We start from the raw sequence: 23,169 nt of genomic DNA, 5'->3' as shown, positions 1-23,169 counted from the left end.
GTGTCACTCCATCAGGTTAGGCAGGAAGAGCACGATGTCCGGCACGAAGGTGATCAGCATCAGCACCGCGAACATGGCGCCGATCATCAGCATCAGCGGGCGCAATGACTCCATGACGCTGATCCCGGCGATGCGGCAGGCTGCCATCAGGTCGACCCCCAGCGGCGGAGTGTTGGCGCCGATCGCCAGATTGACGGTCAGCAGCACGCCGAAGTGAACCGGGTCGATGCCGTACTGGCTGAGCAGCGGCATGACGATGGGCGTGACGATGATGATGATCGCCACGCTCTCCATGAAGGAGCCGAGCACCAGCAGCACCGCCGTTAGCAGCAGTAGTACGCTGTAGCGACTGTCGGTGAACTCGCCGATCAGCGCGGCCACGGCCTGGGGCACCTGCTCGTAGGTCAGGCCCCAGGCGAACAGGCCGGCGGCACCGATGATCACCAGGATGGCGCCGGTGGTCTCGGCAGTGGCGATCAGGCTGTCGACGATCTTGCGCAGGCTCAGGCTGCGGTACACCAGGGTGCCGACCAGCAGGGCATAGAGGATCGCCGAGGCGGCGGCCTCGGTCGGGGTGAAGACGCCGAAGCGGATGCCTCCGATGATCAGCACCGGCACCAGCAGGGCGGGCAGAGCGCCGACAAAGGCGCGGCGCCGCTCGCCCGGCTCGGCGGCCTTGCCACCGGCCCAGCCATGCTTGCGCGAGACGTAGAGGGCCACCCCGACCAGCGCCGCGGTCAGCAGCAGGCCGGGGATGACGCCGCCCATGAACAGCTTGCCCACCGAGGTGTTGGAGGTGGTGCCGTAGACGATCATCACGATACTCGGCGGGATCACCGTGCCGATCGAGCTGGCAGTGCCGACCAGAGCGCTGCTGAAGCCCTTGTGATAGCCGTTCCGATGCATGGTCGGCAGCAGCATGCTGCCGATGGCGATGACGTCGGCCACCCCGGACCCTGAGAGCGCCCCGAACAGCATGCAAGCAAGCACCGCGACCACTGCCAGGCCACCGCGGATGTCGCCGACCAGCGCCATGCAGAGGCGTACCAGGCGCTGGGTCAGGCCGGCGTGGTTCATCAGTTGGGCGGCCATCACGAACAGCGGAATGGCCAGTAGGGTGAAGCTCTCCATGCCGGCGACGAATTGCTGGGCCGAGACCATCATCGGGGCGGCGCCGAAGGCCAGCAGGTAGGTCAGGGAGGCGAGGATCAGGCCGAAGGCGATGGGAATATCGACGAGGATGGCCAGCGCGAACACGCCGAGCAGGGTCAGGGCACCCAGGGTCATGGGGTATCTCCGCGGGTGAAAAGGTGCTCGAGCTGCATCAGCGCCATGCCTAGGCAGCTGACCGGGACCGCCAGGTAGACGATGCCGGCGGGCATTTGCAGCGCGGTGGTGGTCTGCGCCATGGTCAGCATCGCCAGCTCCCAACCGGCTTTGGCCAGTACCAGCAGCATTAGCAGCAGCACCAGATCGGTGACCCGACCAAGGGCGCGACGCGCGCCGGGGGAATGCACTAGCAGCGGCAGCAGACCAGCGTTGAGGTGCGAGCGGTGGCGGGTGCAGGCGATTGCCGCCAGCAGGGTGGTCCAGACCAGGATCAGCTGAGGCAACTCCTCGGCCCAGTGAGGCGGCTTGCCAACCACCCAGCGCATGAACACTGTGTAGGCGACCAGCGCCGCGAGGACCGCGGCGCCGGTGGCGGCCAGCCCGAGGCTGGCGCGTGAGAGGGTACGAGTGAAGGAGGACAGCGGCATGGCGATCACTTGCCCTGGCGGTAGCGCTTGACCAGACCCATCAGCTCGCTACCGAACACCGATTTATACTCCGCCCAGACATCCTGCACCTTGGCGTTGAAGGGCGCGGTATCGACCTCGTTGACCTGCATGCCTTCGGCCTCGAGCTTCTCGATCATGTTGCTGTCGTCGGCCTGGGTCATCTCGCGCTGCTTGTCGCGCCAGACGTTGGCGAGCTCCTGGACCGCGACCTGGTCGTCCTCGGAGAGGCGGTTCCAGGTGCTGGTCGATACGGTCAGGCAGGCCGGGGCCCAGACGTGGCCGGTGAGGGAGACGTAGTCCTGCACCTCGTAGAACGACGAGGAATGGATGATCGACAGCGGGTTCTCCTGGGCATCGAAGACCCCCTGCTGCAGGGCCGAATAGAGCTCGCCGAAGGACAGCGGGGCGGGGCTGGCACCGAAGGCGTCGAAGGTGTCGAGGCGCATCTTGTCGGGGGTGACGCGGATCTTCAGCCCGGCCAGGTCCTCGGGGGCCTCGATGGGGCCGCGATTGTTGGTGACGTGGCGAAAGCCGTTCTCCCACCAGGCGAGGATCTTCATGTTGTGCTGCTCGGCCAGCGCCTCCAGGGCTTCGCCCAGCTCGCCGTCGTAGGCGGCGTAGGCATCCTGGCGATCGTCCCAGGAGTAGGGCAGCTCGACGATGCCGAACTTGGGGTCCAGGGGCTGGAAGGAGCCGCAGCCGATGACCCCGGCGGGGACGCTGCCGATCTGCATGCCCTCGACCATGGTCTTCTCGTTGCCGAGCTGGCCGCTGGGGAAGACCTGGAAGTTGACGCGGTCGTCGGTGGCCTCGCGGACGCCCTCGGCGAAGCCTTCCGCCGCCACATGCCAGTTGTGGGTAGGGGCCAGCACGTGGCCGAGCTTGATGTCGAGGGCCTGGGCGTGGCCAGCGAAGGCGGTCAGGCCGGCCAGGGCCGCGAGGGAAAGCGTCGTCGGCTTCATGTCGATACCTCTTGTCATCATTGTCATTTTTGGATGGCGCCTAGGAAGCGGCGCTGATGACGAGACTCGACGACCGACTTGTATTTAACAACTTTGTATTTTTTATTCTTAGTATTTTTTTGGTTTATGTGAGGGGCGAAAAGAACCTCGAACTAGATCGACGGCGACTCGCAGCGGTGATCGTCAAGCAGTACCATCCGAGCGGTCCGTATACGGACATCATTACCGTCCGAGTCACGGTCGTCATCGCCGTCGCCGAGTCCTTACGTCTTCCGGATGACCGACTGGATTCCTCCAGATTGCCTGCCTCGGGACGCATGCTCGACTTCATCGGCGGCATGGCCGATCACTAGGCGGTGGACCTAGCCCAGGAGATGGGCGGGCGACTCAGGGGCGACTGACGGCGCTCAGGCGGACAGCTGCAGCGGTGGCTCCTCGTCCGGGTCTCGATCGTCGTCGCCCAGGTCAAGTACGTCCGGGATGTCGAGTGTGCGAAATGCGTCGAACGTGATGAGTTTTATGGCGATGAAAAGGACATTTCCTGCGAAGGCGGCGGATTATTTTCCGCTTCGCCGCGCCTGGCAAGCGTTCTCGCGTCTATTGCCGGTGCTGGTGTTGGCCGCGGCGATCCTGGCCGCCGATCCGGCCCGTGCCGAGGCGCCGACCCTCTCGGCCGAGGGCGTCGATCACTACACCCTGGCGCTGACCTGGCACCCCGGCTTCTGCGTGAGCCGTACCCGCCCGCCGCGGGAGTGTCGCGAGCCGGCGTTGCGCGAGGGCGCCGATCGGGGCTTCGTGCTGCACGGCCTATGGCCCTCGCTGCCCGAGCGCTTCGCCGACCGGGGCATCGACCGGCGCCGCTGGTGGCGGGAGGGGTGCTTTCTCGAGACGCCCCGCGCCGACGGCGGCTTCTGTCGCGCCCATCCGCCGCTGGACCTGTCGGTGGGGCTGGAACGTCGCCTCGACGCGGCGATGCCGGGACGTGCCAGCTGCCTGGGTCGCTACCAGTATGCCAAGCATGCCGCCTGCCTGGCGCTGCCCGAGGCCACCTACTTCGCGGCCTCGGTGGCCCTGGTCGAGGCCGTCAACGAGAGCGCCTTCGGCGGCTTCGTGACCCTGAACCAGGGCGGTGAGGTGGCGCGCAACGCGCTGATCGACGCCTTCGAGGCGGCCTTCGGCGAGCAGACCGGGCGAGCGCTTCGGCTGACCTGCGGCGGGCGGGGCAACCGCCTGCTCACCGAGGTGCGGATCGGCATCGCGGCCGACCGGCTGGCGGACTTCCCGGCGGCCGAGAGCCTGGTGCGTCAGCCGCGCGGGCGCTGCGCGACGCGGGTGCGCATCGCCCGTTTCGAGTGACAGGGCGACCTTCAGTGAATCGGAGAGCCGTGAGGGGCTCAGGCCGCGGGCGGCGGACACACTAGGCTGGCGCGCTGGCGCAGGGCGACGATGGCGGCGTCGTGCAGGGCGGTGTCGAGCTCGCCCTGTGAACTCTCACTGAGGCGTCGCGCCAGGTCCTCGCCGTTGACCACCAGCAGGTCATCCGTCGCGCCCTCCTCCTCGACCCGCCAACCGGGCAGCGCCAGCACGCCCTTGACCGGTACCGCCTCGCCCACCTGGCGCTCCAGCCATGTCGCCAGCCAGCGCGCGGCCTCGCGCGTCTTGTGCATTGGCAGGCGCTCGCTCCAGCCGGGGAAGCGCAGCCGCTCGGCCTCGACGACGACGCGGTTGTCCTCCTGGCCGCCGGGCGAGAGCGCCGGCGGGCGGGCGCGAGTCTCGACCACGAAGATGCCGTGGGGGGTGACCGCCACGTGATCGAGGGACCGGCCGTCGCCCGGCACGTCGTGGAACACGAAGTAGGGATGCCCCTCGGGGCGGATCAACCGCTCGAGCTCCTGGCCCACGGCGAGCTCGCAGGCGAGCCCCAGCTTGAGCCGGCGGATGCGCTGGAAATCGCGAATCAGCAGGAAGCAGAACACCAGCACCAGCAGGGTGCTCAGGGCGCCGTAGAGCGCCCACTCGATCCAGTTCTGCTCGCTGGCGAAGAGCATGCGGCCCATGCCGTAGACTAGCGGCGCCAGGGTGACGATGGGCCCCAGGGCGCCGTCGAGGAACAGGCCGGCGAAGGCGCGATCGAGGTGGTCGCGCAGGTTCTGGCCGGGCTCGCGCAGCGGATGGGCGTCGAAGGGCGAGTGCACCCGGGCATCGTGCAGGTTGCGCAGCGCCAGCACGATGACGGCGGTGGCCGCCAGCGGAAACAGGAAGATCAGCGGCAGCAGGTATTCCAGCCAGGCCATCGGGAGTCCTTGCCCTGAGGGAGAGGCTCCATTCTAGACAACCTGCCCCCAGGGGGGCCATGCTCATTCGTCATGATCGGCGAGGCACGAGACGTAGCCGCGAGGAGGCAGGCGTGAGACACCGCAGCGTGGCAGGCAACGACCATGACCTGGAGGCCCTGGCGGCCTTCGTCCGCCGGCATCCACGGCTGGCCGTTCTCACGGGCGCCGGCATCAGCACGGCCAGCGGCATCCCCGACTACCGCGACGATCAGGGCGACTGGAAGCGCCCGCCGCCGATGCAGCACCAGGCGTTCATGGGTAGCCACGCGGCTCGCCAGCGCTACTGGGCGCGGGCGCTGATCGGCTTTCGCACCCTGCAGGAGGCCACGCCCAACGTTGCCCATGCGGCGTTGGCCCGGCTCGAGGCGCTGGGCCACGTTAACGGCGTGATCACCCAGAACGTCGACGGCCTGCACCAGCGGGCCGGCTCGCGGCGGGTGATCGACCTGCACGGCCGCGCCGATCGGGTGCGCTGCATGGGCTGCGGCGCGCGGCGCATGCGCCACGACCTGCACGCGGAGCTGACCGAGCGCAACCCCCACTGGCGAGAGGTCGGCGCCCGGGCGGGCCCCGACGGCGACGCCGATCTCGAGGCCGACTTCGCCGATTTCCGGGTGCCCGGCTGCACGCGCTGCGGAGATGGCATCTACAAGCCCGACGTGGTGTTCTTCGGCGACAGCGTGCCGCGCGCCACCGTGGAGGCCGCCTTCGACCTGCTGGGCGAGAGCGATGCCCTGCTGGTGGTGGGGTCGTCGCTGATGGTCTTTTCCGGGTTCCGTTTCGCCCGGGCCGCGGCCAAGGCGGGGCGGCCCATCGCCTGCCTCAACCTGGGCCGGACCCGCGCCGACGATCTCTATGCCCTCAAGGTGCAGGCCTCCGCCGACGCTCTGGTGAGGCTCTGCGAGGCGCTGGACGCCGACCCGCGCTCCTCGCTCACCCGCCGGCCAGCTTGACCCGGTAGCCGCGCTGCTCGAGCTCGGCCTTGAGCACCTCGCGCTGGTCGCCCTGGATCTCGATGACGCCCTCCTTGACGGCGCCGCCCGTGCCGCAACGTTTCTTGAGCGCCTTGGCCAGGGTCTTGAGCTCGTCGGCGGGCAGCGGGATGCCCTCCAGGGTGGTCACGCCCTTGCCCTTGCGGCCGCTGGTCTCGCGGCGGATGCGCACCGTGCCGTCGAGCTCGGCCAGGCGCCGCTGTTCGGCCTGCTCGGCACAGGCGCACTCGGCCCGGGGGCGGCGGCACTCCGGGCAGGTATCGCCGTGTTCGGTGGAATAGACCAGCCCGCCGAGCTGCTCCTTCAGGGATGCCATGGGGCCTCCTCGCGCTGTCGTATGTCGCTGCGATGATAGCCATCCCGGCGGCGGGCTGCATCCGCCAGGCTTGTCACCGCCGCCGGTGAGACCTGGTGGACGGGCGGGCCGTGGATAGCAGCGGTGAACAGGGGGAGGGAGAAACCGGCGCTGTGGAGAGAGGGTGACTATCGGGCGTGCCGATCAGGCGTGGGCGGCCAGGGCGCGGCTCGTTTCCAGATGGGCGATGACCGTGGGCAGCTGGTACATGTTGCTGATCATGATCGCCCCTTCGGGGGTCTGCTCGACGTCGGGGAAACGGTTGAGATGGATCACCGTCATGCCGGCCGCCAGGGCGCCCCGCACGCCGACCAGCGCATCGTCGATGACCACGCACTCTTCTGAGGCGAAGCCCATCAGGCTCGCCGCATGGTGGAAGAGGCAGGGGTCGGGCTTCCAGCACTGGGCGGTGTAGGCGCTGAACAGGCGATCGCCGAACATCGCGGCGAGGCCGGTGGCGTCGAGCGAGGTGCGGATCTTGTTCTCCGGGCCGTTGGAGACCACGCCCATGGGGTGGCCGCTCAAGGCAGCCAGCGCCTCGGCGGCGCCATCGATGGCGATCAGCTCGCTGGCCAGGCGCCGGTTGAGGTTGGCGCGCATGCGGCACTCGAGGGTGTCGAGCCGCTCGGGGTCGACGCTGCCGTAACGCTGCTCCAGCGCGGCGACGATGCGGCGAAAACGGGCCCCGCGAAACTCTCCCATGTAGTCGCTGGTGCGAAACGGCAGGCCGGCCTCGGTGAGGCTCGAAGACATCTCGTCGGCGAGCAGCGGTTCGCTGTCGACCAGGGTGCCGTCACAATCGAAGAGCAGGCAGAGGGGGCGTGCCATCACCGGGCCTCATAGGGAATCATAAAGTTATAACGTCATTGTTACAGATATCGGGACGTCCTGCCCAATAGTAAAGCCCAGTTCCCGCATTTTGTGAACAGTGTTCTTGAATGTCGGTGGCCGGCCGGTGGTGGTCGCGGTATATGAGCACTCATGCCTATACTGACGGCGCGCCCCGGCCAGGAGCAGGCTCATGAACCTCGAACGCGTCGTCTTCGGTTTCTTCGTCATCCTTACCCTGAGCCTCAATGCCGCCTTCGTGGCGGGGGGGGTCGAGACGGCCGCCCACCATAATGTCTGGATCCTCACCTTCACCATCATCGTCAACCTGGTCGCCATCGGCCTGAAACTGGGGGATCGCTCCCAGACCGGGGCGTTGCTGCTGGCGTCCGGCCTGGTGGCCGGCTTGCTGCTGATCACGGCGCGTATCGTCTGGATCATTGCCGATCCCGATAGCGGGGGCGGCCCGGGACCGGACGAGATGGCCGATATCGTCTCAATTGCCATGGGGGCGCTGGTCGCGAACATCATCGCGACGGTGATCCTGGTCGGCGATACGCTGCTCTCGCGGCGCTGATGTCGCGTGGGTGACGCCGGCGCGGCAGCCGTAATCCGGGACAGGCAGAGGGAGGGGTTAACCCGTGACGCAGACCTCCGATCTCGACCGTGTGGCGATGATCGTCCTGCGCTACATGCGCCGGCCGCTGTTCGTGCTGCTGTTCGTCTATTCGGTGGGCATCATGGGCATGGCCCTGATGCCGGGCCGGGTCGTCGAGGGCGAGACGACCCACATGAATCTCTTCCATGCGTTCTATTTCTTCACCTACACGGCGACCACGACCGGGTTCGGCGAACTGCCGAACGGCTTCAGCGAAGAGCAGCGTCTGTGGACGATCTTCTGCCTCTATACCGGCGTCATTGCGTGGTTCTATGCGATCGGCTCGCTGATTCACCTGGTGCAGAATCCCCATTTCATCCAGGCCATGGATGGGTTTCGGTTCGCCCGCAAGGTCAAGAGCAACCCGGCTCCCTTCTTCATCCTCTGCGGGTTCGGCGATGCCGGCAGCCTGCTGGCTCGGGGCTTGAGTGATCACCGGATGCGTGCGGTGATACTCGATGCCGACCCGGAACGCATCAAGGCCCTGGGCGTGCGCGACTATACGGTTCCGATGCCGGGCCTCCACGCGGACGCCAGTGTGCCGAAACACCTGCTGGCCGCGGGGGTGGAGCACCCGGCATGCCGGGCCCTGATCGCCCTGACCAACAATGACGACGTCAACCTCAAGGTCGCGGTGATGGCGCGCCACCTCAACCCGCGGCTGCGGGTCATCTGTCGTTCGACCTCGGCGCGCCACGAGGCGAATCTGCGGGCACTGGACAATGTCACGGTCGTCGATCCATTCGAGATCTTCGCCCAGCTCCTCTCTCGGGCGATCGCACGCCCCGAGCTTCACAACCTGAATGCGTGGTTCGTAGGCGTACGTGGCGTCGAACTCGGCGTACCGGTACAGGTGCCGCGGGGCAATTGGATCCTGTGCGGGTACGGACGGATGGGACACTGCATCCATCGCTATCTCCAGGCCCACGGTGTCGATGTGTGCATCATCGACCCCGAGGCGGACGCCAACCTGGCCGGAGAGGAGACGGTTATCGTCAGGGCGCACGCCGATCATGCGGCCCTGTCGAGCGCGGCGATCGAAGACGCCGCCGGGGTCATCGCCGCGACGAATCGCGATGCCGACAATCTCAATACGCTGCTTTCGGTCACGGAGCTCAATCCCCAGGCATTTCGCATCGTGCGCCAGAACAGCCATGAGAATCAGGCCGCGTTCGATGCCGCCCGAGCCGACCTGGTCCTTCAGCACAGCCTGACCACGGCGCGCCGGATCCTGAAGCTCTTGATCTCGCCCCTCGTTCAGGAGCTGATCGACTGGCTCGCGCAGCGAGAACCGGCCCAGACCACGGCCCTGGTGGCCCGTCTCAAGGCGGCCGTGGGTGATGAGCCTCCCCACCTGTGGTCGATCCGGCTGGTCCCGAGCGACGCGCCGGCGGTGACCGACTATCTGGAGGACGGCGGGAGCGTGACCCTGGGCCCGCTGTGCTGCGATGCGCGTGCGTATCCGGCACGACTGCCGTGTGAAGCGCTCGCCGTTCACCGGGATGGGGAGTCGATCATGTTGCCGGACCAGGCCTTTGTGCTCGGCGTCGGCGACGAGGTCCTCTTCTGCGGCACCCCCTGGTCGGAGTCGATGATCCGGGCGACCCTCCATAATCCCTACACGCTTGGCTATGTCGTCACCGGCGTCGATGCGCCGCGTGGCTATCTGTTCGCCTGGCTCGAAGCGCGCCGCCGGCGTCGTGGCCATCGGGCGTCGCCGTGAGCGCGTCGACCGGGACCCTGAGCCTCAAGGGGCCAGCAATAGGATAAGCGCCCCTGCGAGGTAGCAGGCGATGATGCCGACGCTCTCGAAGCCGATATGTGCCGGGCCCTGGCGTTGGCGGTGGAGCATCCCGACCAGCAGGATGCCGGTCATCAGCATGGATAGCGCGACCCACAGCAAGACGGGGTCGGGAATGGCGTGGTAGACCGAGCCGCCGCGATAGGCGATGTCCGCAGCCGCGACGAACAGGGTATCGAAGGCGTTGCCGCCGATGATAACAGCCACGGCCAGGGTCAGGGCGCCGCGCCGTACCGCGGCCACCGTGGTCACCAGCTCCGGTAGCGAGGTCACCACCGCCGTCATCAGCGCCCCCACCACCGACTGCCCGAGACCGGTCTGCTCGGCGATTACCGCGGCACAGCGCTCCAGCAGCCAGCCGCTGAGGCCGAGCAGCGCCGCCAGGGCGATGAAGGAGAGCCACAGGCGCGTCGCCGAACGCCTCATGGCCTGTTCGTCTGGCATGTCCGCCTGGGTCTCCCGGGTCTGGGCCGGACGCCACATGGGGTTGTCGCGGCTGCGATCCACTAGGCGTAGGCCGAACAGGTAGCCGAGCAGCAGCAGCGGGGTGACGGGGTGCACCTGCCACAGGGTCCAGGCGGGGGCGAAGCGACCGACCAGCACCAGCGACAGCAGGCACAGCAGAAGGCCCCCCTGCATCAGGTTGCCGAGCGAGGCGGCGGCGTGTTCCAGGTTGGCGCGCCGGTAGGTAATGTCGGCAATGGTCAGGAACAGCGTCTGCACGGCGATGCCGCCCAAGGCATTGCTCATCGCCAGGGTCGGGCGGTCGGCCAGTGCCGCCGAGACCGACACCATCAGTCCCGACAGCGAGGTGGCCATGCCCAGTAGCACGGCACCGGCGATGGCCTCGCCGAGGCCGGTGCGATCGGCCAGGTCGTCGACGATGCCGGTCAGCCGGGTGCCCACCACGCCGATCACCAGGGCGCAGCCGGCGAATAGCGCGAAGGCCGTGGTCAGGGACAGGTCGTTCAGCATCGCCGAGCTCCTCGCGGGCAGGGAGTGCGATCGGGTCCATCCATGGTCGGCTCCTGGAGCGAAGGGAGACTCGGTCGTTCGAGGGTAAGGGCCCAGACGCGAGAGGGCGACCCCTGGGGCCGCCCTCTCGTGTGAATCGTGATCCGCCGGTTGGTCGGCAGGCGATCACTGAACCTTCGGGTCGAGCTCGCCGCGCTCGTAGCGCAGGAACATCTCCTCGAGATTGATCGGCGTGATCTTCGAGGCATTGCCGGCGGTGCCGAAGGCCTCGTAACGCGCCTTGCAGATCGCCTTCATGGCGGCCGTGGAGGCCTTGAGGAACTTGCGCGGGTCGAACTCGGCCGGGTTCTCGGCCAGGAAGCGGCGCACCGCCCCGGTGGAGGCCAGGCGCAGGTCGGTGTCGACGTTGACCTTGCGCACGCCGTGCTTGATGCCCTCGACGATCTCCTCGACCGGCACGCCGTAGGTCTCGGGGATGGCGCCGCCGAACTCGTTGATGATCGCCAGCCACTCCTGGGGCACCGAGGAGGAGCCGTGCATCACCAGGTGAGTCTCGGGGATACGGGCGTGGATCTCCTTGATGCGCCGGATGGAGAGGGTGTCGCCGGTGGGCGGCTGGGTGAACTTGTAGGCGCCGTGGCTGGTGCCGATGGCGATGGCCAGGGCGTCCACGTGAGTCGCCTTGACGAACTCGGCGGCCTCTTCCGGGTCGGTGAGCAGCTGCTCCATGTCGAGCTTGCCCTCGGCGCCCACGCCGTCTTCCTCGCCGGCCATGCCGGTCTCGAGGCTGCCCAGGCAGCCGAGCTCACCCTCCACGGAGACGCCGCAGGCGTGCGCCATCTCGACGGTGCGACGGGTGACGTCGACGTTGTAGGCGTAGTCGGCCGGGGTCTTGCCGTCTTCCTTGAGCGAGCCGTCCATCATCACCGAGGAGAAGCCCAGCTGGATGGAGCGCTGGCAGACCGCGGGGCTGGTGCCGTGGTCCTGGTGCATGACCACCGGGATGTGCGGGAACTCCTCGACGGCGGCCAGGATCAGGTGGCGCAGGAAGGGCGCGCCGGCGTACTTGCGGGCCCCGGCGGAGGCCTGGACGATCACCGGCGAGTCGGTCTCGTCGGCGGCTTCCATGATGGCGCGCATCTGCTCGAGGTTGTTGACGTTGAAGGCCGGCACGCCGTAGCCGTATTCGGCGGCGTGGTCCAGCATCTGGCGCATGCTGATCAGTGCCATGGAGGCTCCTGTTGTCTGTCGGGTCGTGACGGCGCGGCGGCTGGGGCCGCGCCGGATAGCGGGTATCGGCGCCTCAGCGGGCGGCGTCTTCCAGGGCGGCCACCGCGGGCAGGGTCTTGCCTTCCACGTACTCGAGGAAGGCGCCGCCGCCGGTGGAGATGTAGGAGACCCGTGACTCGATGCCGTACTTGTCGATGGCCGCCAGGGTGTCGCCGCCGCCGGCGATGGAAAAGCCGTCGCTCTCGGCGATGGCCCGCGACAGCGCCTCGGTGCCGTGGCCGAACTGGTCGATCTCGAATACGCCGACTGGGCCGTTCCAGAGGATGGTGCCGGCGTCCTTGAGTAGGCCGCCCAGGCGCCCGGCGGTCTCGGGGCCGATGTCGAGGATCATCTCGTCGTCGCTCACCTGGTCGACGGGCTTGACCACCGCCTCGGCGTGCTCGGAGAACTCGGTGGCCACCACCACGTCGCTGGGCAGCGGGATCTCGACTTTCTCCATCAGCGCCTTGGCCGCCCCGATCAGGTCGGCCTCGTGCAGCGACTTGCCGACGTTGTAGCCGGCCGCGGCGATGAAGGTGTTGGCGATGCCGCCGCCGACGATCAGCTGGTCGCACTTCTCGGAGAGGGCGTTGAGCACCTCGAGCTTGGTGGAGACCTTAGAACCGCCGACGATCGCGGCCATCGGCCGCTTCGGCGTGGCCAGTGCCTTCTCCAGGGCGTCGAGCTCGGCGGCCAGCAGTGGGCCGGCGCAGGCGGTCGGCGCGAAGCGCGCCACGCCGTGGGTGGAGGCCTGGGCGCGGTGGGCGGTGCCGAAGGCGTCCATCACGAAGACGTCGCACAGCGCGGCGTAGCGCTTGGCCAGGGCCTCGTCATCTTTCTTCTCGCCGCGGTTGAAGCGCACGTTCTCGAGCAGCACCACCTCGCCGTCGGCCACCTCGACCTCGCCGTCCAGATAGTCCGCGACCAGGCGCACCGGACGACCCAGCAGCTCGCCCAGGTGCTCGGCCACCGGGGCCAGCGAGAACTCCTCGGCGGGCTCGCCCTCGGTGGGGCGACCCAGGTGGCTCATCAGCATTACCCGGGCACCGGCCGCCAGCGCCGCCTGGATGGTCGGCAGGCTGGCCCGCAGGCGGGCGTCGCTGGTCACCTGGCCGTGCTTGACGGGTACGTTCAGGTCCTCACGGATCAGCACTCGCTGGCCGCTGAGGTCGAGGTCGGTCATCTTGCGCACGTTCATGGAAGCAGGTTCCTCGTCTGGAAAAGCCGAAGGGATGTCATCTGTCGGGGGAGCTGGTCGGGGCCGGGGGAAGGCGCGCCAGCCGCCGGGTGACATCGAGCATGCGGCTGGCGAAGCCCCACTCGTTGTCGAACCAGCACAGCAGCTTGATCAGGCGGCCGCCGGCCACCCGGGTCTGGGTGGCGTCCACGATACCGGAGCGCGGATCGTGGTTGAAGTCGACCGAGGCCACCGGCTCCTCGGTGTAGCCGAGCAGACCCGAGAGCCGTCCGCGGCTCGCCTCGCGCAGCAGGGCGTTGACCGCCTGGGCCGAGGTGTCGCGGCGCACGCAGATCGACAGGTCCATGGTCGAGACGTTGATCGTCGGCACCCGCACGTGCAGGCACTCGAAGCGCCCGGCCAGATGGGGCATCAGGCGGTTGATGCCGCGGGCCAGCCCCGTGTCGACCGGCACGATGGAGTGCATCGCCGAGCGGGTCAGGCGCAGGTCGGTCTGGTGGTAGGCGTCGATCACCGGCTGGTCGTTCATCGCCGAGTGGATGGTGGTGGTGACGCCATGCTCGATGCCCAGCGCCTCGTCGAGCACGGTGAGCACCGGCACCAGGCAGTTGGTGGTGCAGGAGGCCGCGGAGACGATGCGGCACGCGGCCGTCAGGTCGTCATCGTTGATGCCGGTGACGATGGTGGCGTCGACGTCGCTCTCGGCAGGCTGCGAGAACAGCAGCCGCCCGGCGCCGGAGACCAGGTGGGCCTCGGCGGTGGCGCGATCCTTGAAGCTGCCGGAGCACTCCAGCACCAGGTCGATGCCGAGCTCGGCCCAGGGCAGCCGCGTCGGGTCGGGCTCGCAGAGCACGCGGATGGGCTGGCCGTTGACCACCAGCCTGTCTCCCGCCACCTCGACGCTGCCGGGGAAACGGCCGTGGGTGGTGTCGTAGCGGGTCAGGTAGGCGATGGTGGCGAGATCGGAGAGCTCGTTGATCGCCACGACCTCCAGGGCCGGGCCGTCGTGGCGTGCCGCCTCCCCCTCGATCAGGGCGCGCAGCACGCACTGGCCGATGCGGCCGTAACCGTTGATGGCGATGCGAAGAGCCATGAGGGGGCGAGGGACTCCGAAGCCGGGAAATGAAACGGCGATTCTAGCGCATCTGGGCCCCGAGCGTCTGCTACGCCGGCCGAGGGCCGCTCAGGCGCCCACCAGCCGCCAGGCCAGCGGCAGGAAGAGCGCGCTCAGGATGCCAGTCAGGCTCATGCCCAGCGAGGCGAAGGCGCCGGCCACCGGGCCGATCTCAAAGGCGCGCACGGTGCCCAGGGCGTGGCCGTTGAGCCCCAGGGCGAGGCCGATGATGCGCTCGTCATGGATGCCGAGTAGCCGGGCGCCCAGGCTCACGAAGCCGACGGTCGCCACCCCAGTGATCAAGAGGCCTCCCATCATCAAGGAGACCGGGCCGCCGATCTGCGCGTTGATGCCCAGTGCAATGGGCGCGGTGACCGACTTGGGGGCGAGCGCGGCGAGTATCTCGGGCGGGGCGCCCAGCCACCAGGCGATGCCCACGGCATAGGCCGCGGCGAGCAGCACCGCCACCGGCAGGCAGGCCAGCAGCGGGCGCCACAGGGCGATGATCCGGGGCATCTGCTGGTGCAGCGGCAGGCCGAGCGCCACGGTGGCCGGTCCCAGCAGCAGCATCAGCCAGGCGGCGCCGCGGCGGTAGTCCGCGTAGTCGATGGAGAGCAGCGCCAGCACGCCGGCGAGCAGCAGCGCGGCGGCAAGAATCGGCGGGCACCAGGCGGGGGCGCCTAGGGCCTTGAGCAGCCGGGTGCCCGCCGCATGGGCGGCGAGCGTCAGGGCGATGGCCAGCAGCGGCGTCGCCAGCAGGTGATCGAGCAGCGCCGTCATGGTGGGGCCTCTTCTCCGGGGGCGGAGGCCTCGCCCATCAGACGGCGCATCAGCGCGAGGGTCGTCATCACGCTGAGCAGGGTGCCGCCGATCAGGGCGGCGAGGATCGCCGTCCACTGTCCCTCGAGCGCATCGAGGATGAAGAAGGCGCCCACCACCCCGGGCATAATCAGCAGCGCCAGTACGGCGATCAGTGGCTGGGCGGCGGCGGCGATGTCACCCAGGCCCCCGCCGTGGAGTCGCAGCCAGGTGGTGAGCAGCAGCAGGCCGACCACGCCGGCGGAGACCGGCAGGCCGGTGAGAGTGACCAGGGTCTCGCCGAGCAGCAGGAAGCCCAGCAGCCACAGGAAGCCGCGCAATACCGGCATGGGGTGTCCTTGCGAAAAGAGCGTTCGTGAACGGGTTGGCGGGCGCGTCATGGCCCCCTTGAAAAGCGTCGAAGCGCTCCTATTGTGCAGATTACGGGGGCGATGTCAGCTTGAGTGGCGTCCCCCGCCCATCGTCACGAGGTCAATCAGCGTAGGAGGTGTTCGTGATGTTCGGAGATCTCAGGCGTTTCGATACCGCTCGGACCCAGGGTCTGGACTGGTTCCGGCAACTGATGGACGAGATGCTGCCCGAGGCCGGTGCCGCGGATATCCGCTCGGTGCCCCGCGGCAGCTTCCCGATGATCAACGTGGGGCGCACTGACGATGCGGTGCGGGTCTACGTATTCGCCGCCGGCCTGTCGGCAGATGACCTGGAGGTGAGCCTCCAGGACAATGTGCTGACCGTCTCCGGCAGGCGGGGGCCCGAGGCCGCGCGCGAGGACGCGTCAGCGCCCACCGAGTTCCGCAGCGAGCGCTTCCGTGGCGAGTTCAGCCGCTCGCTGGCGCTGCCGGATGGCCTGGACATCGAACGGGCCGAGGCGCGCTTCCGCGACGGAGTGTGCGAGGTGCTGCTGCCCAAGCGCGAGGAACTCAGGCCGCGGCGCATCGCGATCCAGGCGGCGTGAAACAGGTCGTGTGTTCGTGTACTTCCGAGGAGGTGAGCGAGATGAACGATGTGATCCGACAAGATGCCCCCCAGGCGCCTGCCGACCGCGACCGCGACCGCGAGCGGGAGGTGGAGACCCTGCAGCCGCCGGTAGATATCTTCGAGGACGGCAATGCGCTGCATCTGGTCGCCGACATGCCCGGCGTGACCCGCGAGTCGCTGCATATCGAGGTGGACAACAACGTGCTGAGCCTGGAAGGCGAGGTGCGCCTCGAGATGCCCGAGGGGCTGACGGCGATCTATGCCGAGGTCCGCGCCCAGCGCTATGCGCGGCGCTTCACCCTCAGCCACGAGATCGATGCCGAGGCCATCCAGGCACGCATCGACAACGGCGTGGTGGAGCTGGTGCTGCCGCGCAAGGAGACCCACCGCCGGCGGCGCATCGAGGTCAAGGCGGCCTGAGCGGGCGCTGACCCGGGAGCGCCTGCCCCCGCGCGGGCGGGCGCTCCCGTTGCATGCGCAGCCTCCTCTCGGTACGGTTTTCCCCTACGCTGGGAAGAGCGTATTACCCGGTACCAAGGAGAGGAGCACCATGAACGATATCACCAAGCTGCTGGGCAGCGAGGCCGATACCCTGCTGGGTCACGTCTGCCGCGGCGTGCCCGCCGAGACGATCCACCCGCCCGGTCCGGACTTCGTCGACCGGGTGATGGCCCAGAGCGACCGTCGCCCCAGCGTGCTGCGCAACATGCAGGCGCTGTTCGACCACGGCCGCCTGGCCGGCACCGGCTATCTCAGCATCCTGCCGGTGGACCAGGGCATCGAGCACTCGGCGGGGGCCTCCTTCGCGCCGAACCCGCGCTACTTCGACCCGGCCAATATCGTTGAGCTGGCCATCGAGGGGGGCTGCAACGCCGTGGCCTCGACCCTCGGCGGGCTGGCCAGCGTGGCGCGCCGCTATGCCCACCGGATCCCGATGATCCTCAAGCTCAACCACAACGAGACGCTGAGCTACCCCCCGATCTATGACCAGACGCTGTTCGCCCAGGTCGAGCAGGCCTTCGAGATGGGCTGTGTGGCCGTGGGGGCGACCATCTACTTCGGCTCCCACGAGAGCCGTCGCCAGATCATGGAGATCAGCGAAGCCTTCGAGCGCGCCCACGAACTGGGCATGGTCACGGTCCTCTGGGCCTACCTGCGCAACCCGGACTTCAAGCACGAGGGCACTGACTACCACGTGGCCGCCGACCTGACCGGCCAGGCCAACCACCTGGCGGCCACCCTCAAGGCCGACATCGTCAAGCAGAAGCTGCCCGAGACCAACGGTGGCTACCGCGACATCGGCTTCGGTCATACCCATGCCAGGGTCTACGATGAGCTGACCTCGGATCATCCCATCGACCTGGCCCGCTATCAGGTAGCCAACTGCTATCTGGGCCGTGCCGGGCTGATCAACTCCGGCGGCGGCTCCAAGGGCGCCTCCGACCTCGCCGAGGCGGTGCGCACCGCGGTGATCAACAAGCGTGCCGGTGGCATGGGGCTGATCTCCGGGCGCAAGGCCTTCCAGAAGCCCATGGCCGAGGGCGTCGAGCTGCTCAACGCCATCCAGAACGTCTACCTGGACGAGGCCGTCACTCTCGCCTGAGGGCGCCGGCCCCGGAGGGTCTGGGTGTCGGCCGCTCTCAGGCTCAAGAACAGGCCCACGAAAAAGGGCACGGCGAGTGCCGTGCCCTTACCTTTGTCATGACGGCGCGAATCAGGCCTCGGCGTCGTCCAGCAGCTGCTCGGCCTCGGCCACCAGGTTCTCCACGGTGAAGCCGAAGTGCTTGAACAGGTCGCCGGCCGGGGCGGATTCGCCGTAGGTGGCCATGCCCAGGATGCGCCCCTCGAGGCCCACGTACTTGTACCAGAAGTCGCGGTGGCCGGCCTCGATGGCGATGCGGTTGCCCACCTCCGCCGGCAGCACCTGCTGGCGGTAGGCGGCGTCCTGGCGATCGAAGGCGTCGGTGGAGGGCATGGAGACCACGCGCACCGCGCGTCCCTGCTCCTCGAGCCGGGCCGCGGCGTCCATGGCCAGGCCGACCTCGGAGCCGGTGGCGATCAGGATCAGCTCCGGCGTGCCCGCGCTGTCTTTGAGGATGTATCCGCCGCGCTGGATGTCGGCCAGCTGCTGCTTGCTGCGCGCCTGGTGGGGCAGGCCCTGGCGCGAGAAGACCAGCGCGGTGGGGCCGCAGCGACGCTTGAGGGCGGCGTTCCAGGCGGCGGCGGTCTCCACGGCGTCACAAGGGCGCCAGGTGGCCAGGTTGGGTGTGGAGCGCAGGGTGGTCAGCTGCTCGATCGGCTGGTGGGTGGGGCCGTCCTCGCCCAGGCCGATGGAGTCGTGGGTGAAGACGTGGATGGCCCGAGTTCCCATCAGCGCGGCCATGCGCACGGCGTTGCGCATGTACTCGGAGAAGATCAGGAAGGTCGCCCCAAAGGGCACGAAGCCGCCGTGCAGGGCGATGCCGTTGATGATTGCGGCCATGCCGAACTCCCGCACGCCGTAGTGTAGGTAGTTGCCGCCGGGCGCGTCGGCGCTGATCGCCTGGGCGCCCTGCCAGAAGGTCAGGTTGGAGGGCGCGAGGTCGGCGCTGCCGCCGAGCAGCTCCGGCAGCTGCGGGCCGAGCGCGTTGAGGCAGCCAAGCGACGCCTTGCGAGAGGCGACGGTCTCGCCCTTGGCCTGGGCCTCCTCGATCAGCGCCTCGCTGGTCAGCGCCGTCGGCAGCTCGCCCTTGAGGCGGCGCTGCAGCTCGCGGGCCTCCTCGGGATAGGCCTCGGCGTAGCGCGCGAAGCGCTCGTCCCAGGCCGCCTGACGGCTCTGGCCGGCCTCGGTGGCGTCCCAGCCCTGGTAGATCTCCTCGGGCACGTGGAAGGGCGCGTGGGGCCAGTCGAGCTGCTGGCGGGCGGCGGCCACTTCCTCCTCGCCGAGTGCGGCGCCGTGGCACTCCTCCTTGCCCTGCTTGTTGGGCGCGCCGAAGCCGATGATGGTCTTGCAGATGATCAGGCTCGGCTTGTCGTCGTGGCTCTTGGCCAGTTCGATGGCGGCCTTGATCTCCTCGGGCTTGTGGCCGTCGACGCTGGGCACTACGTGCCAACCGTAGGCCTCGAAGCGCTTGGCGGTGTCGTCGGTGAACCAGCCTTTCACCTCGCCGTCGATGGAGATGCCGTTGTCGTCGTAGAAGGTGATCAGTTTGCCGAGCTGCTGGGTGCCGGCCAGCGAGGCGACCTCGTGGGAGATGCCCTCCATCAGGCAGCCGTCGCCGACGAAGCACCAGGTGTGGTGGTCGATGACACTGTGGCCGGGGCGGTTGAACTGGGCCGCCAGGGTGCGCTCGGCGAGCGCCATGCCCACGGCGTTGGCCAGGCCCTGGCCCAGCGGACCGGTGGTGGTCTCGATGCCCGGCGCGTAGCCGTACTCCGGGTGGCCGGCGGTCTTGGCGTGCAGCTGGCGGAAGTTCTGCAGCTCCTCGAGGCCGAGCTCGTAGCCGGTCAGGTGCAGCAGTGAGTAGAGTAGCATCGAGCCGTGGCCGTTGGAGAGCACGAAGCGGTCGCGGTCGGCCCACTGCGGGTTGGCCGGGTTGTGGACGAGGTAGTCGTTCCACAGCACCTCGGCGATGTCGGCCATGCCCATGGGCGCGCCGGGATGGCCGGAATTGGCCTTCTGGACGGCATCCATGGACAGGGCACGTACGGCATTGGCCAGTTCGAAACGGGACGGCATGGGAAGCTCCTCGCCTGCGGCAGAATGAAGGCCACGACACAGTCGGGCCAGGGGGAGTGGCCGGACGTGGCTTCTGGCTGGTGACGCCGCGGGACGGGGCGGCGCGGTCAAATTCGGGCGCCTATTGTCGCCGACTTGCCGTCCTGCATCAAATCGCGGATGCCCGGGGAGGCCGCAGCGTGTAGACTCCGCGACTGCCTATTGCCGATACCAAGAGGGTCGAGGACGCCATGAGCGAATACTCCCTGTTCACCTCCGAATCCGTCTCCGAGGGACATCCGGACAAGATCGCCGACCAGATCTCCGACGCGGTGCTCGATGCCATCATCGCCCGCGACAAGAACGCCCGGGTGGCCTGCGAGACGCTGGTCAAGACCGGCGTGGCGATCGTCGCCGGCGAGATCACCACCTCGGCCTGGGTCGACCTCGAAGCGCTGGTGCGCGAAGTGATCACCGGCATCGGTTACACCTCCTCGGATGTCGGCTTCGACGGCGAGACCTGTGGCGTGCTCAACCTGATCGGCAAGCAGAGCGTGGATATCGCCCAGGGCGTCGACCGTGCCAAGCCCGAGGACCAGGGCGCCGGCGATCAGGGCCTGATGTTCGGCTACGCCAGCAACGAGACCGACTCCTACATGCCGGCGCCGATCCACTACGCGCACCGGCTGGTGGAGCGCCAGGCCGAGCTGCGCAAGCACGGCCTGCTGCCCTGGCTGCGCCCCGACGCCAAGAGCCAGCTGACCTTTCGCTACGATGCCCAAGGCATGCCCTGCGCCGTCGACGCCGTGGTGCTCTCCACCCAGCACGACCCGGAAATCGACCAGGCAGAGCTGCGCACGATGGTGCGCCGCGAGATCATCGAGCAGGTTATTCCCGCCGAGTGGCTGACCGAGACCACCAAATACCACATCAACCCCACCGGTAAGTTTGTGATCGGCGGCCCGGTGGGCGACTGTGGCCTGACCGGGCGCAAGATCATCGTCGACACCTATGGCGGCACGGCCCGCCACGGCGGCGGCGCCTTCTCCGGCAAGGATCCCTCCAAGGTCGACCGCAGCGCGGCCTATGCGGGCCGCTATGTGGCCAAGAACGTGGTCGCTGCCGGCCTGGCCGACAAGTGCGAGATCCAGATCTCCTACGCCATCGGCGTGGCCGAGCCCACCTCCGTCGCCATCGATACCTTCGGTACCGGGCGAGTGGACGATGCCCGTATCATTGAACTGGTGCGCGAGCACTTCGACTTGCGGCCCAATGCCATCACCCACATGCTCGACCTGCTGCATCCCATGTACCAGCTGACCGCGGCCTACGGCCACTTCGGTCGCGAGCCCTTCGAGGCCAGCTACACCTGGACCGACACCCAGGGCCACGAGCATACCGAGACCTTCACGGCCTTCCCCTGGGAGAAGACCGACCGGGCTGCCGCCCTGCGCCAGGCCGGCGGCCTCTAGGCGATCGCCTGAGATGATGACGGGCCCCGCCGGCGCTGCCGGCGGGGCCCGTTGCATTTCGAGTGCTATGGTCAGGGCAGTCCTTGCGTGGGAGCTGCCGTGATGCCCCGTTACCTGGCCGGCTGGCTGCTGGCCGTCTCCATGGTCCTTTCCTTCCTTCTGTCGAGCCTTCCGGCTCGAGCGGCGACCTGCCCCGACGGGGCGGAGGTGCCGTCCGCGTCTGAGATCATCGCCCTGGCGGAGCGGCTGACCGAGTGGGACGACGCCTACTACCGCCGCGGCGAGTCCCCGGTCAGCGATGCCATCTACGACCAGGCCCGCCGCCGCTACGAGCGCTGGCGGCGCTGCTTTCCCGAGCGGGCACCCGAGGCGGTGGTGCCGAATCACCCCGTCGGCGAGGCCCGCCATCCGATTCCCCAGACCGGGCTTGTCAAGCTCGAGGACGCGGCCGCGGTGCACCGCTGGCTGTCGCGCCGCGACGAGGTCTGGGTGCAGCCCAAGGTGGACGGCGTGGCGGTGACCCTGGTCTACCGGGATGGCCGGCTGGTCCGGGCGATCAGCCGCGGCGACGGTCGCCACGGTCAGGATTGGACGACGGCGGCCCGGCGCATGCCTGCCGTGCCCGCGCGGCTGCCGGAAGCGGTCGATGCGTTGCTGCAAGGCGAACTCTACCGGCGCCTCGAGGAGCATGTCCAGGCCGAGGCCGGCGGCGTCGGGGCGCGCAGCGAGGTGGCGGGGCTGCTGGCCCGTGACGCGCTTTCCACTGAGGCGGCGGCGCGTATCGGGCTCTTCGTCTGGGACTGGCCGGACGGCCGGCCCGTCATGCGAGAGCGCCTCGAGGGGCTCGAGCGCCTGGGTTTCGCCGACAGCGCCGCGTTGACGCAGCGGGTCGCGACCCTCGACGAGGTGCAGCGCTGGCGTGAGCGCTGGTATCGCGGGACGCTGCCCTTCGCCACCGACGGGGTGGTGCTGCGCCAGGGCGGTCGTCCGGCGGGCGAAGGGTGGCGGGCCGAATCGCCGGACTGGGCCGCGGCCTGGAAGCACCCGCCCCGGGAGGCCCTGGCCGAGGTGCGCGGCGTGGAGTTTCGCATCGGGCGCACCGGGCGCATCACCCCGTTACTGCACCTGTACCCCGTTGCCCTTGAGGGCCGCACGATCCGCCGGGTCAGCGCCGGCTCGCTGGATCGCTGGGAGGAGCTCGACATCCGCCCCGGGGATCGGGTGGCCATCGCCCTGGCCGGCCTGACCATCCCTCGGCTCGAGGGCGTGGTGTGGCGCGCCGCTGAGCGCCCGGCTCTCTCCCCGCCCGCCGCGGCGGACTACCATGCGCTGAGTTGCCTGCGCCTCACGCCCGGCTGCGAGACGCAGTTCCTCGAACGCCTGGCCTGGCTCGGCGGCCCCGAGGGGCTCGACCTGCCCGGCGTCGGCCCTGGCACCTGGGCTGCCCTGGTCGAGGCGGGGCTGATCACCGGCCTGCTCGACTGGCGGACCCTGGAGGCGCCGGCGCTGCGTCGTGCCCACGGCATCGGCGAGACGCGGGCCACGGCCCTGATGGCGGCCTTTGCGGGCACGCAGACGATGCCGTTTTCCCGCTGGCTGCAGGCGCTGGGGGCGCCGCCCGGCGTCGAGGCCGCCCTGCCGGCGGACTGGGCGACGCTGAACGAGTGGGGCCATCGCGACTGGCGAGCGCTGCCCGGCGTGGGCCCCGGCCGTGCCTCGGCGCTGGTCGATTTCTTCGCCCATGCCGAGGTGCGGGTGCTGGCGCGGCGGCTGGGCGAGGCGGGCACTGACGGTTTCTAGGAGCCTGTCGGACTTAACTCTGATCTACTGCTGACGGATCCCCACAAAATAGATAAGAAAATCAGGATGATATAATTGAAAAGGCCTGCATGGGTCGGCATGTTGTTAATCGCCAAACCAACAATATGCCAAAGGAG

General features: G+C 68.6%; 23 protein-coding genes. 10 read left to right on the top strand and 13 right to left on the bottom strand.

From position 1 onward, the window contains the following. Positions 1-3 precede the first annotated feature (3 nt). From FEI13_RS08490 to FEI13_RS08480, 3 genes are read right to left on the bottom strand one after another with little or no spacing between them, the layout of a single operon-like run. Positions 4-1,287, bottom strand: coding sequence for a TRAP transporter large permease (locus FEI13_RS08490; protein ID WP_138181113.1), 1,284 nt, complete (start codon positions 1,285-1,287; stop codon positions 4-6). After that, positions 1,284-1,757 carry a TRAP transporter small permease gene (locus tag FEI13_RS08485; RefSeq protein WP_240036479.1) on the bottom strand — a complete coding sequence of 158 codons (474 nt, stop codon included), beginning with the start codon at positions 1,755-1,757 and terminating at the stop codon, positions 1,284-1,286. The genes FEI13_RS08490 and FEI13_RS08485 overlap by 4 nt, the downstream gene beginning before the upstream one ends. A 5-nt stretch (positions 1,758-1,762) precedes the next feature. Continuing rightward, a complete protein-coding gene (locus tag FEI13_RS08480) occupies positions 1,763-2,740 on the bottom strand; it encodes a TRAP transporter substrate-binding protein (RefSeq protein ID WP_138181112.1) in 978 nt (325 codons plus the stop codon). A 56-nt stretch (positions 2,741-2,796) separates the two neighbouring features. On the opposite strand from FEI13_RS08480, the gene FEI13_RS08475 reads away from it, so the two are divergent. Next, entirely contained in the window at positions 2,797-3,093 is a 297-nt protein-coding gene (locus tag FEI13_RS08475; protein WP_138181111.1) for a hypothetical protein, read from the top strand. A 172-nt stretch (positions 3,094-3,265) separates the two neighbouring features. Next, positions 3,266-4,096, top strand: coding sequence for a ribonuclease T2 family protein (locus FEI13_RS08470; RefSeq protein WP_240036478.1), 831 nt, complete (start codon positions 3,266-3,268; stop codon positions 4,094-4,096). A gap of 38 nt (positions 4,097-4,134) precedes the next feature. On the opposite strand, the gene FEI13_RS08465 is transcribed toward FEI13_RS08470, so the two are convergent. Then, positions 4,135-5,034 (bottom strand): nuclease-related domain-containing protein, encoded by a 900-nt coding sequence (locus FEI13_RS08465; protein ID WP_138181109.1) that lies wholly within the window; start codon positions 5,032-5,034, stop codon positions 4,135-4,137. 113 nt (positions 5,035-5,147) lie between these two features. Between FEI13_RS08465 and FEI13_RS08460 the strand changes: the two genes are divergently transcribed. Beyond that, positions 5,148-6,029 (top strand): NAD-dependent protein deacetylase, encoded by an 882-nt coding sequence (locus FEI13_RS08460; protein ID WP_240036477.1) that lies wholly within the window; start codon positions 5,148-5,150, stop codon positions 6,027-6,029. On the opposite strand, the gene FEI13_RS08455 is transcribed toward FEI13_RS08460, so the two are convergent. Both FEI13_RS08455 and FEI13_RS08450 read right to left on the bottom strand, forming a co-directional pair. Beyond that, the gene (locus FEI13_RS08455) at positions 6,010-6,384 is read right to left on the bottom strand and encodes a translation initiation factor Sui1 (RefSeq protein WP_138181107.1); all 375 of its coding nucleotides are present in this window, start codon (positions 6,382-6,384) and stop codon (positions 6,010-6,012) included. The genes FEI13_RS08460 and FEI13_RS08455 overlap by 20 nt on opposite strands. A gap of 183 nt (positions 6,385-6,567) precedes the next feature. Beyond that, a complete protein-coding gene (locus FEI13_RS08450; RefSeq protein WP_138181106.1) occupies positions 6,568-7,251 on the bottom strand; it encodes an HAD family hydrolase in 684 nt (227 codons plus the stop codon). 193 nt (positions 7,252-7,444) lie between these two features. On the opposite strand from FEI13_RS08450, the gene FEI13_RS08445 reads away from it, so the two are divergent. Both FEI13_RS08445 and FEI13_RS08440 read left to right on the top strand, forming a co-directional pair. After that, entirely contained in the window at positions 7,445-7,828 is a 384-nt protein-coding gene (locus tag FEI13_RS08445) for a DUF6394 family protein (protein WP_138181105.1), read from the top strand. A gap of 64 nt (positions 7,829-7,892) precedes the next feature. Next, positions 7,893-9,632 carry a potassium channel family protein gene (locus FEI13_RS08440; RefSeq protein ID WP_138181104.1) on the top strand — a complete coding sequence of 580 codons (1,740 nt, stop codon included), beginning with the start codon at positions 7,893-7,895 and terminating at the stop codon, positions 9,630-9,632. A gap of 24 nt (positions 9,633-9,656) precedes the next feature. Here FEI13_RS08440 and FEI13_RS08435 read toward each other — a convergent pair whose 3' ends face one another. The 6 genes from FEI13_RS08435 to FEI13_RS08410 form a co-directional block, all read right to left on the bottom strand. Then, on the bottom strand, positions 9,657-10,685 hold the full coding sequence (locus tag FEI13_RS08435) for a sodium:calcium antiporter (RefSeq protein WP_138181103.1): 1,029 nt from the start codon (positions 10,683-10,685) through the stop codon (positions 9,657-9,659). Positions 10,686-10,850: 165 nt separating this feature from the next. Then, on the bottom strand, positions 10,851-11,915 hold the full coding sequence (fba, locus tag FEI13_RS08430) for a class II fructose-bisphosphate aldolase (RefSeq protein WP_138181102.1): 1,065 nt from the start codon (positions 11,913-11,915) through the stop codon (positions 10,851-10,853). A 73-nt stretch (positions 11,916-11,988) separates the two neighbouring features. Beyond that, positions 11,989-13,152 carry a phosphoglycerate kinase gene (locus FEI13_RS08425; RefSeq protein ID WP_138181101.1) on the bottom strand — a complete coding sequence of 388 codons (1,164 nt, stop codon included), beginning with the start codon at positions 13,150-13,152 and terminating at the stop codon, positions 11,989-11,991. A 37-nt stretch (positions 13,153-13,189) separates the two neighbouring features. Beyond that, a complete protein-coding gene (locus tag FEI13_RS08420) occupies positions 13,190-14,245 on the bottom strand; it encodes a type I glyceraldehyde-3-phosphate dehydrogenase (protein WP_138181100.1) in 1,056 nt (351 codons plus the stop codon). 90 nt (positions 14,246-14,335) lie between these two features. After that, the gene (locus FEI13_RS08415) at positions 14,336-15,046 is read right to left on the bottom strand and encodes an LrgB family protein (RefSeq protein WP_138181099.1); all 711 of its coding nucleotides are present in this window, start codon (positions 15,044-15,046) and stop codon (positions 14,336-14,338) included. Continuing rightward, positions 15,043-15,414 (bottom strand): CidA/LrgA family protein, encoded by a 372-nt coding sequence (locus FEI13_RS08410; RefSeq protein WP_138181098.1) that lies wholly within the window; start codon positions 15,412-15,414, stop codon positions 15,043-15,045. The genes FEI13_RS08415 and FEI13_RS08410 overlap by 4 nt, the downstream gene beginning before the upstream one ends. 167 nt (positions 15,415-15,581) lie before the next feature. Between FEI13_RS08410 and FEI13_RS08405 the strand changes: the two genes are divergently transcribed. The 3 genes from FEI13_RS08405 (at position 15,582) to FEI13_RS08395 (ending at position 17,666) form a co-directional block, all read left to right on the top strand. Next, entirely contained in the window at positions 15,582-16,040 is a 459-nt protein-coding gene (locus tag FEI13_RS08405; RefSeq protein WP_138181179.1) for an Hsp20/alpha crystallin family protein, read from the top strand. A 41-nt stretch (positions 16,041-16,081) separates the two neighbouring features. Further along, complete coding sequence (locus FEI13_RS08400) at positions 16,082-16,483, top strand: Hsp20/alpha crystallin family protein (RefSeq protein ID WP_138181097.1); 402 nt, start codon at positions 16,082-16,084, stop codon at positions 16,481-16,483. 130 nt (positions 16,484-16,613) lie between these two features. Then, positions 16,614-17,666 carry a class I fructose-bisphosphate aldolase gene (locus FEI13_RS08395; RefSeq protein WP_138181096.1) on the top strand — a complete coding sequence of 351 codons (1,053 nt, stop codon included), beginning with the start codon at positions 16,614-16,616 and terminating at the stop codon, positions 17,664-17,666. Between the two features lie 111 nt (positions 17,667-17,777). Here the strand turns inward: FEI13_RS08395 and tkt are convergent, their stop codons facing one another. After that, positions 17,778-19,781, bottom strand: a complete 2,004-nt coding sequence (gene tkt, locus FEI13_RS08390) for a transketolase (protein WP_138181095.1) — start codon at positions 19,779-19,781, stop codon at positions 17,778-17,780. A gap of 230 nt (positions 19,782-20,011) precedes the next feature. Between tkt and metK the strand changes: the two genes are divergently transcribed. Together metK and ligB are read left to right on the top strand one after the other, a co-directional pair. Beyond that, positions 20,012-21,232, top strand: coding sequence for a methionine adenosyltransferase (gene metK / locus FEI13_RS08385; RefSeq protein WP_138181094.1), 1,221 nt, complete (start codon positions 20,012-20,014; stop codon positions 21,230-21,232). 102 nt (positions 21,233-21,334) lie between these two features. Next, positions 21,335-23,032, top strand: coding sequence for an NAD-dependent DNA ligase LigB (gene ligB, locus FEI13_RS08380; RefSeq protein WP_138181093.1), 1,698 nt, complete (start codon positions 21,335-21,337; stop codon positions 23,030-23,032). The last annotated feature ends 137 nt before the right edge of the window (positions 23,033-23,169 follow it).

Origin of the sequence: Halomonas urmiana (genome assembly GCF_005780185.1) — a bacterium.
GTDB classification, from domain to species: domain Bacteria; phylum Pseudomonadota; class Gammaproteobacteria; order Pseudomonadales; family Halomonadaceae; genus Halomonas; species Halomonas urmiana.
This window is presented reverse-complemented; position numbering and strand designations above follow the sequence as displayed.

Excerpts from the sequence above, each read along its gene's own strand:
- FEI13_RS08490 (WP_138181113.1), bottom strand. The coding sequence starts at position 1,287 with ATGACCCTGGGTGCCCTGACCCTGCTCGGCGTGTTCGCGCTGGCCATC.
- FEI13_RS08485 (WP_240036479.1), bottom strand. The coding sequence starts at position 1,757 with ATGCCGCTGTCCTCCTTCACTCGTACCCTCTCACGCGCCAGCCTCGGG.
- FEI13_RS08480 (WP_138181112.1), bottom strand. The coding sequence starts at position 2,740 with ATGAAGCCGACGACGCTTTCCCTCGCGGCCCTGGCCGGCCTGACCGCC.
- FEI13_RS08475 (WP_138181111.1), top strand. The coding sequence starts at position 2,797 with ATGACGAGACTCGACGACCGACTTGTATTTAACAACTTTGTATTTTTT.
- FEI13_RS08470 (WP_240036478.1), top strand. The coding sequence starts at position 3,266 with ATGAAAAGGACATTTCCTGCGAAGGCGGCGGATTATTTTCCGCTTCGC.
- FEI13_RS08465 (WP_138181109.1), bottom strand. The coding sequence starts at position 5,034 with ATGGCCTGGCTGGAATACCTGCTGCCGCTGATCTTCCTGTTTCCGCTG.
- FEI13_RS08455 (WP_138181107.1), bottom strand. The coding sequence starts at position 6,384 with ATGGCATCCCTGAAGGAGCAGCTCGGCGGGCTGGTCTATTCCACCGAA.
- FEI13_RS08450 (WP_138181106.1), bottom strand. The coding sequence starts at position 7,251 with ATGGCACGCCCCCTCTGCCTGCTCTTCGATTGTGACGGCACCCTGGTC.
- FEI13_RS08445 (WP_138181105.1), top strand. The coding sequence starts at position 7,445 with ATGAACCTCGAACGCGTCGTCTTCGGTTTCTTCGTCATCCTTACCCTG.
- FEI13_RS08435 (WP_138181103.1), bottom strand. The coding sequence starts at position 10,685 with ATGCTGAACGACCTGTCCCTGACCACGGCCTTCGCGCTATTCGCCGGC.
- fba (WP_138181102.1), bottom strand. The coding sequence starts at position 11,915 with ATGGCACTGATCAGCATGCGCCAGATGCTGGACCACGCCGCCGAATAC.
- FEI13_RS08425 (WP_138181101.1), bottom strand. The coding sequence starts at position 13,152 with ATGAACGTGCGCAAGATGACCGACCTCGACCTCAGCGGCCAGCGAGTG.
- FEI13_RS08420 (WP_138181100.1), bottom strand. The coding sequence starts at position 14,245 with ATGGCTCTTCGCATCGCCATCAACGGTTACGGCCGCATCGGCCAGTGC.
- FEI13_RS08415 (WP_138181099.1), bottom strand. The coding sequence starts at position 15,046 with ATGACGGCGCTGCTCGATCACCTGCTGGCGACGCCGCTGCTGGCCATC.
- FEI13_RS08410 (WP_138181098.1), bottom strand. The coding sequence starts at position 15,414 with ATGCCGGTATTGCGCGGCTTCCTGTGGCTGCTGGGCTTCCTGCTGCTC.
- FEI13_RS08405 (WP_138181179.1), top strand. The coding sequence starts at position 15,582 with ATGTTCGGAGATCTCAGGCGTTTCGATACCGCTCGGACCCAGGGTCTG.
- FEI13_RS08400 (WP_138181097.1), top strand. The coding sequence starts at position 16,082 with ATGAACGATGTGATCCGACAAGATGCCCCCCAGGCGCCTGCCGACCGC.
- FEI13_RS08395 (WP_138181096.1), top strand. The coding sequence starts at position 16,614 with ATGAACGATATCACCAAGCTGCTGGGCAGCGAGGCCGATACCCTGCTG.
- tkt (WP_138181095.1), bottom strand. The coding sequence starts at position 19,781 with ATGCCGTCCCGTTTCGAACTGGCCAATGCCGTACGTGCCCTGTCCATG.
- metK (WP_138181094.1), top strand. The coding sequence starts at position 20,012 with ATGAGCGAATACTCCCTGTTCACCTCCGAATCCGTCTCCGAGGGACAT.
- ligB (WP_138181093.1), top strand. The coding sequence starts at position 21,335 with ATGCCCCGTTACCTGGCCGGCTGGCTGCTGGCCGTCTCCATGGTCCTT.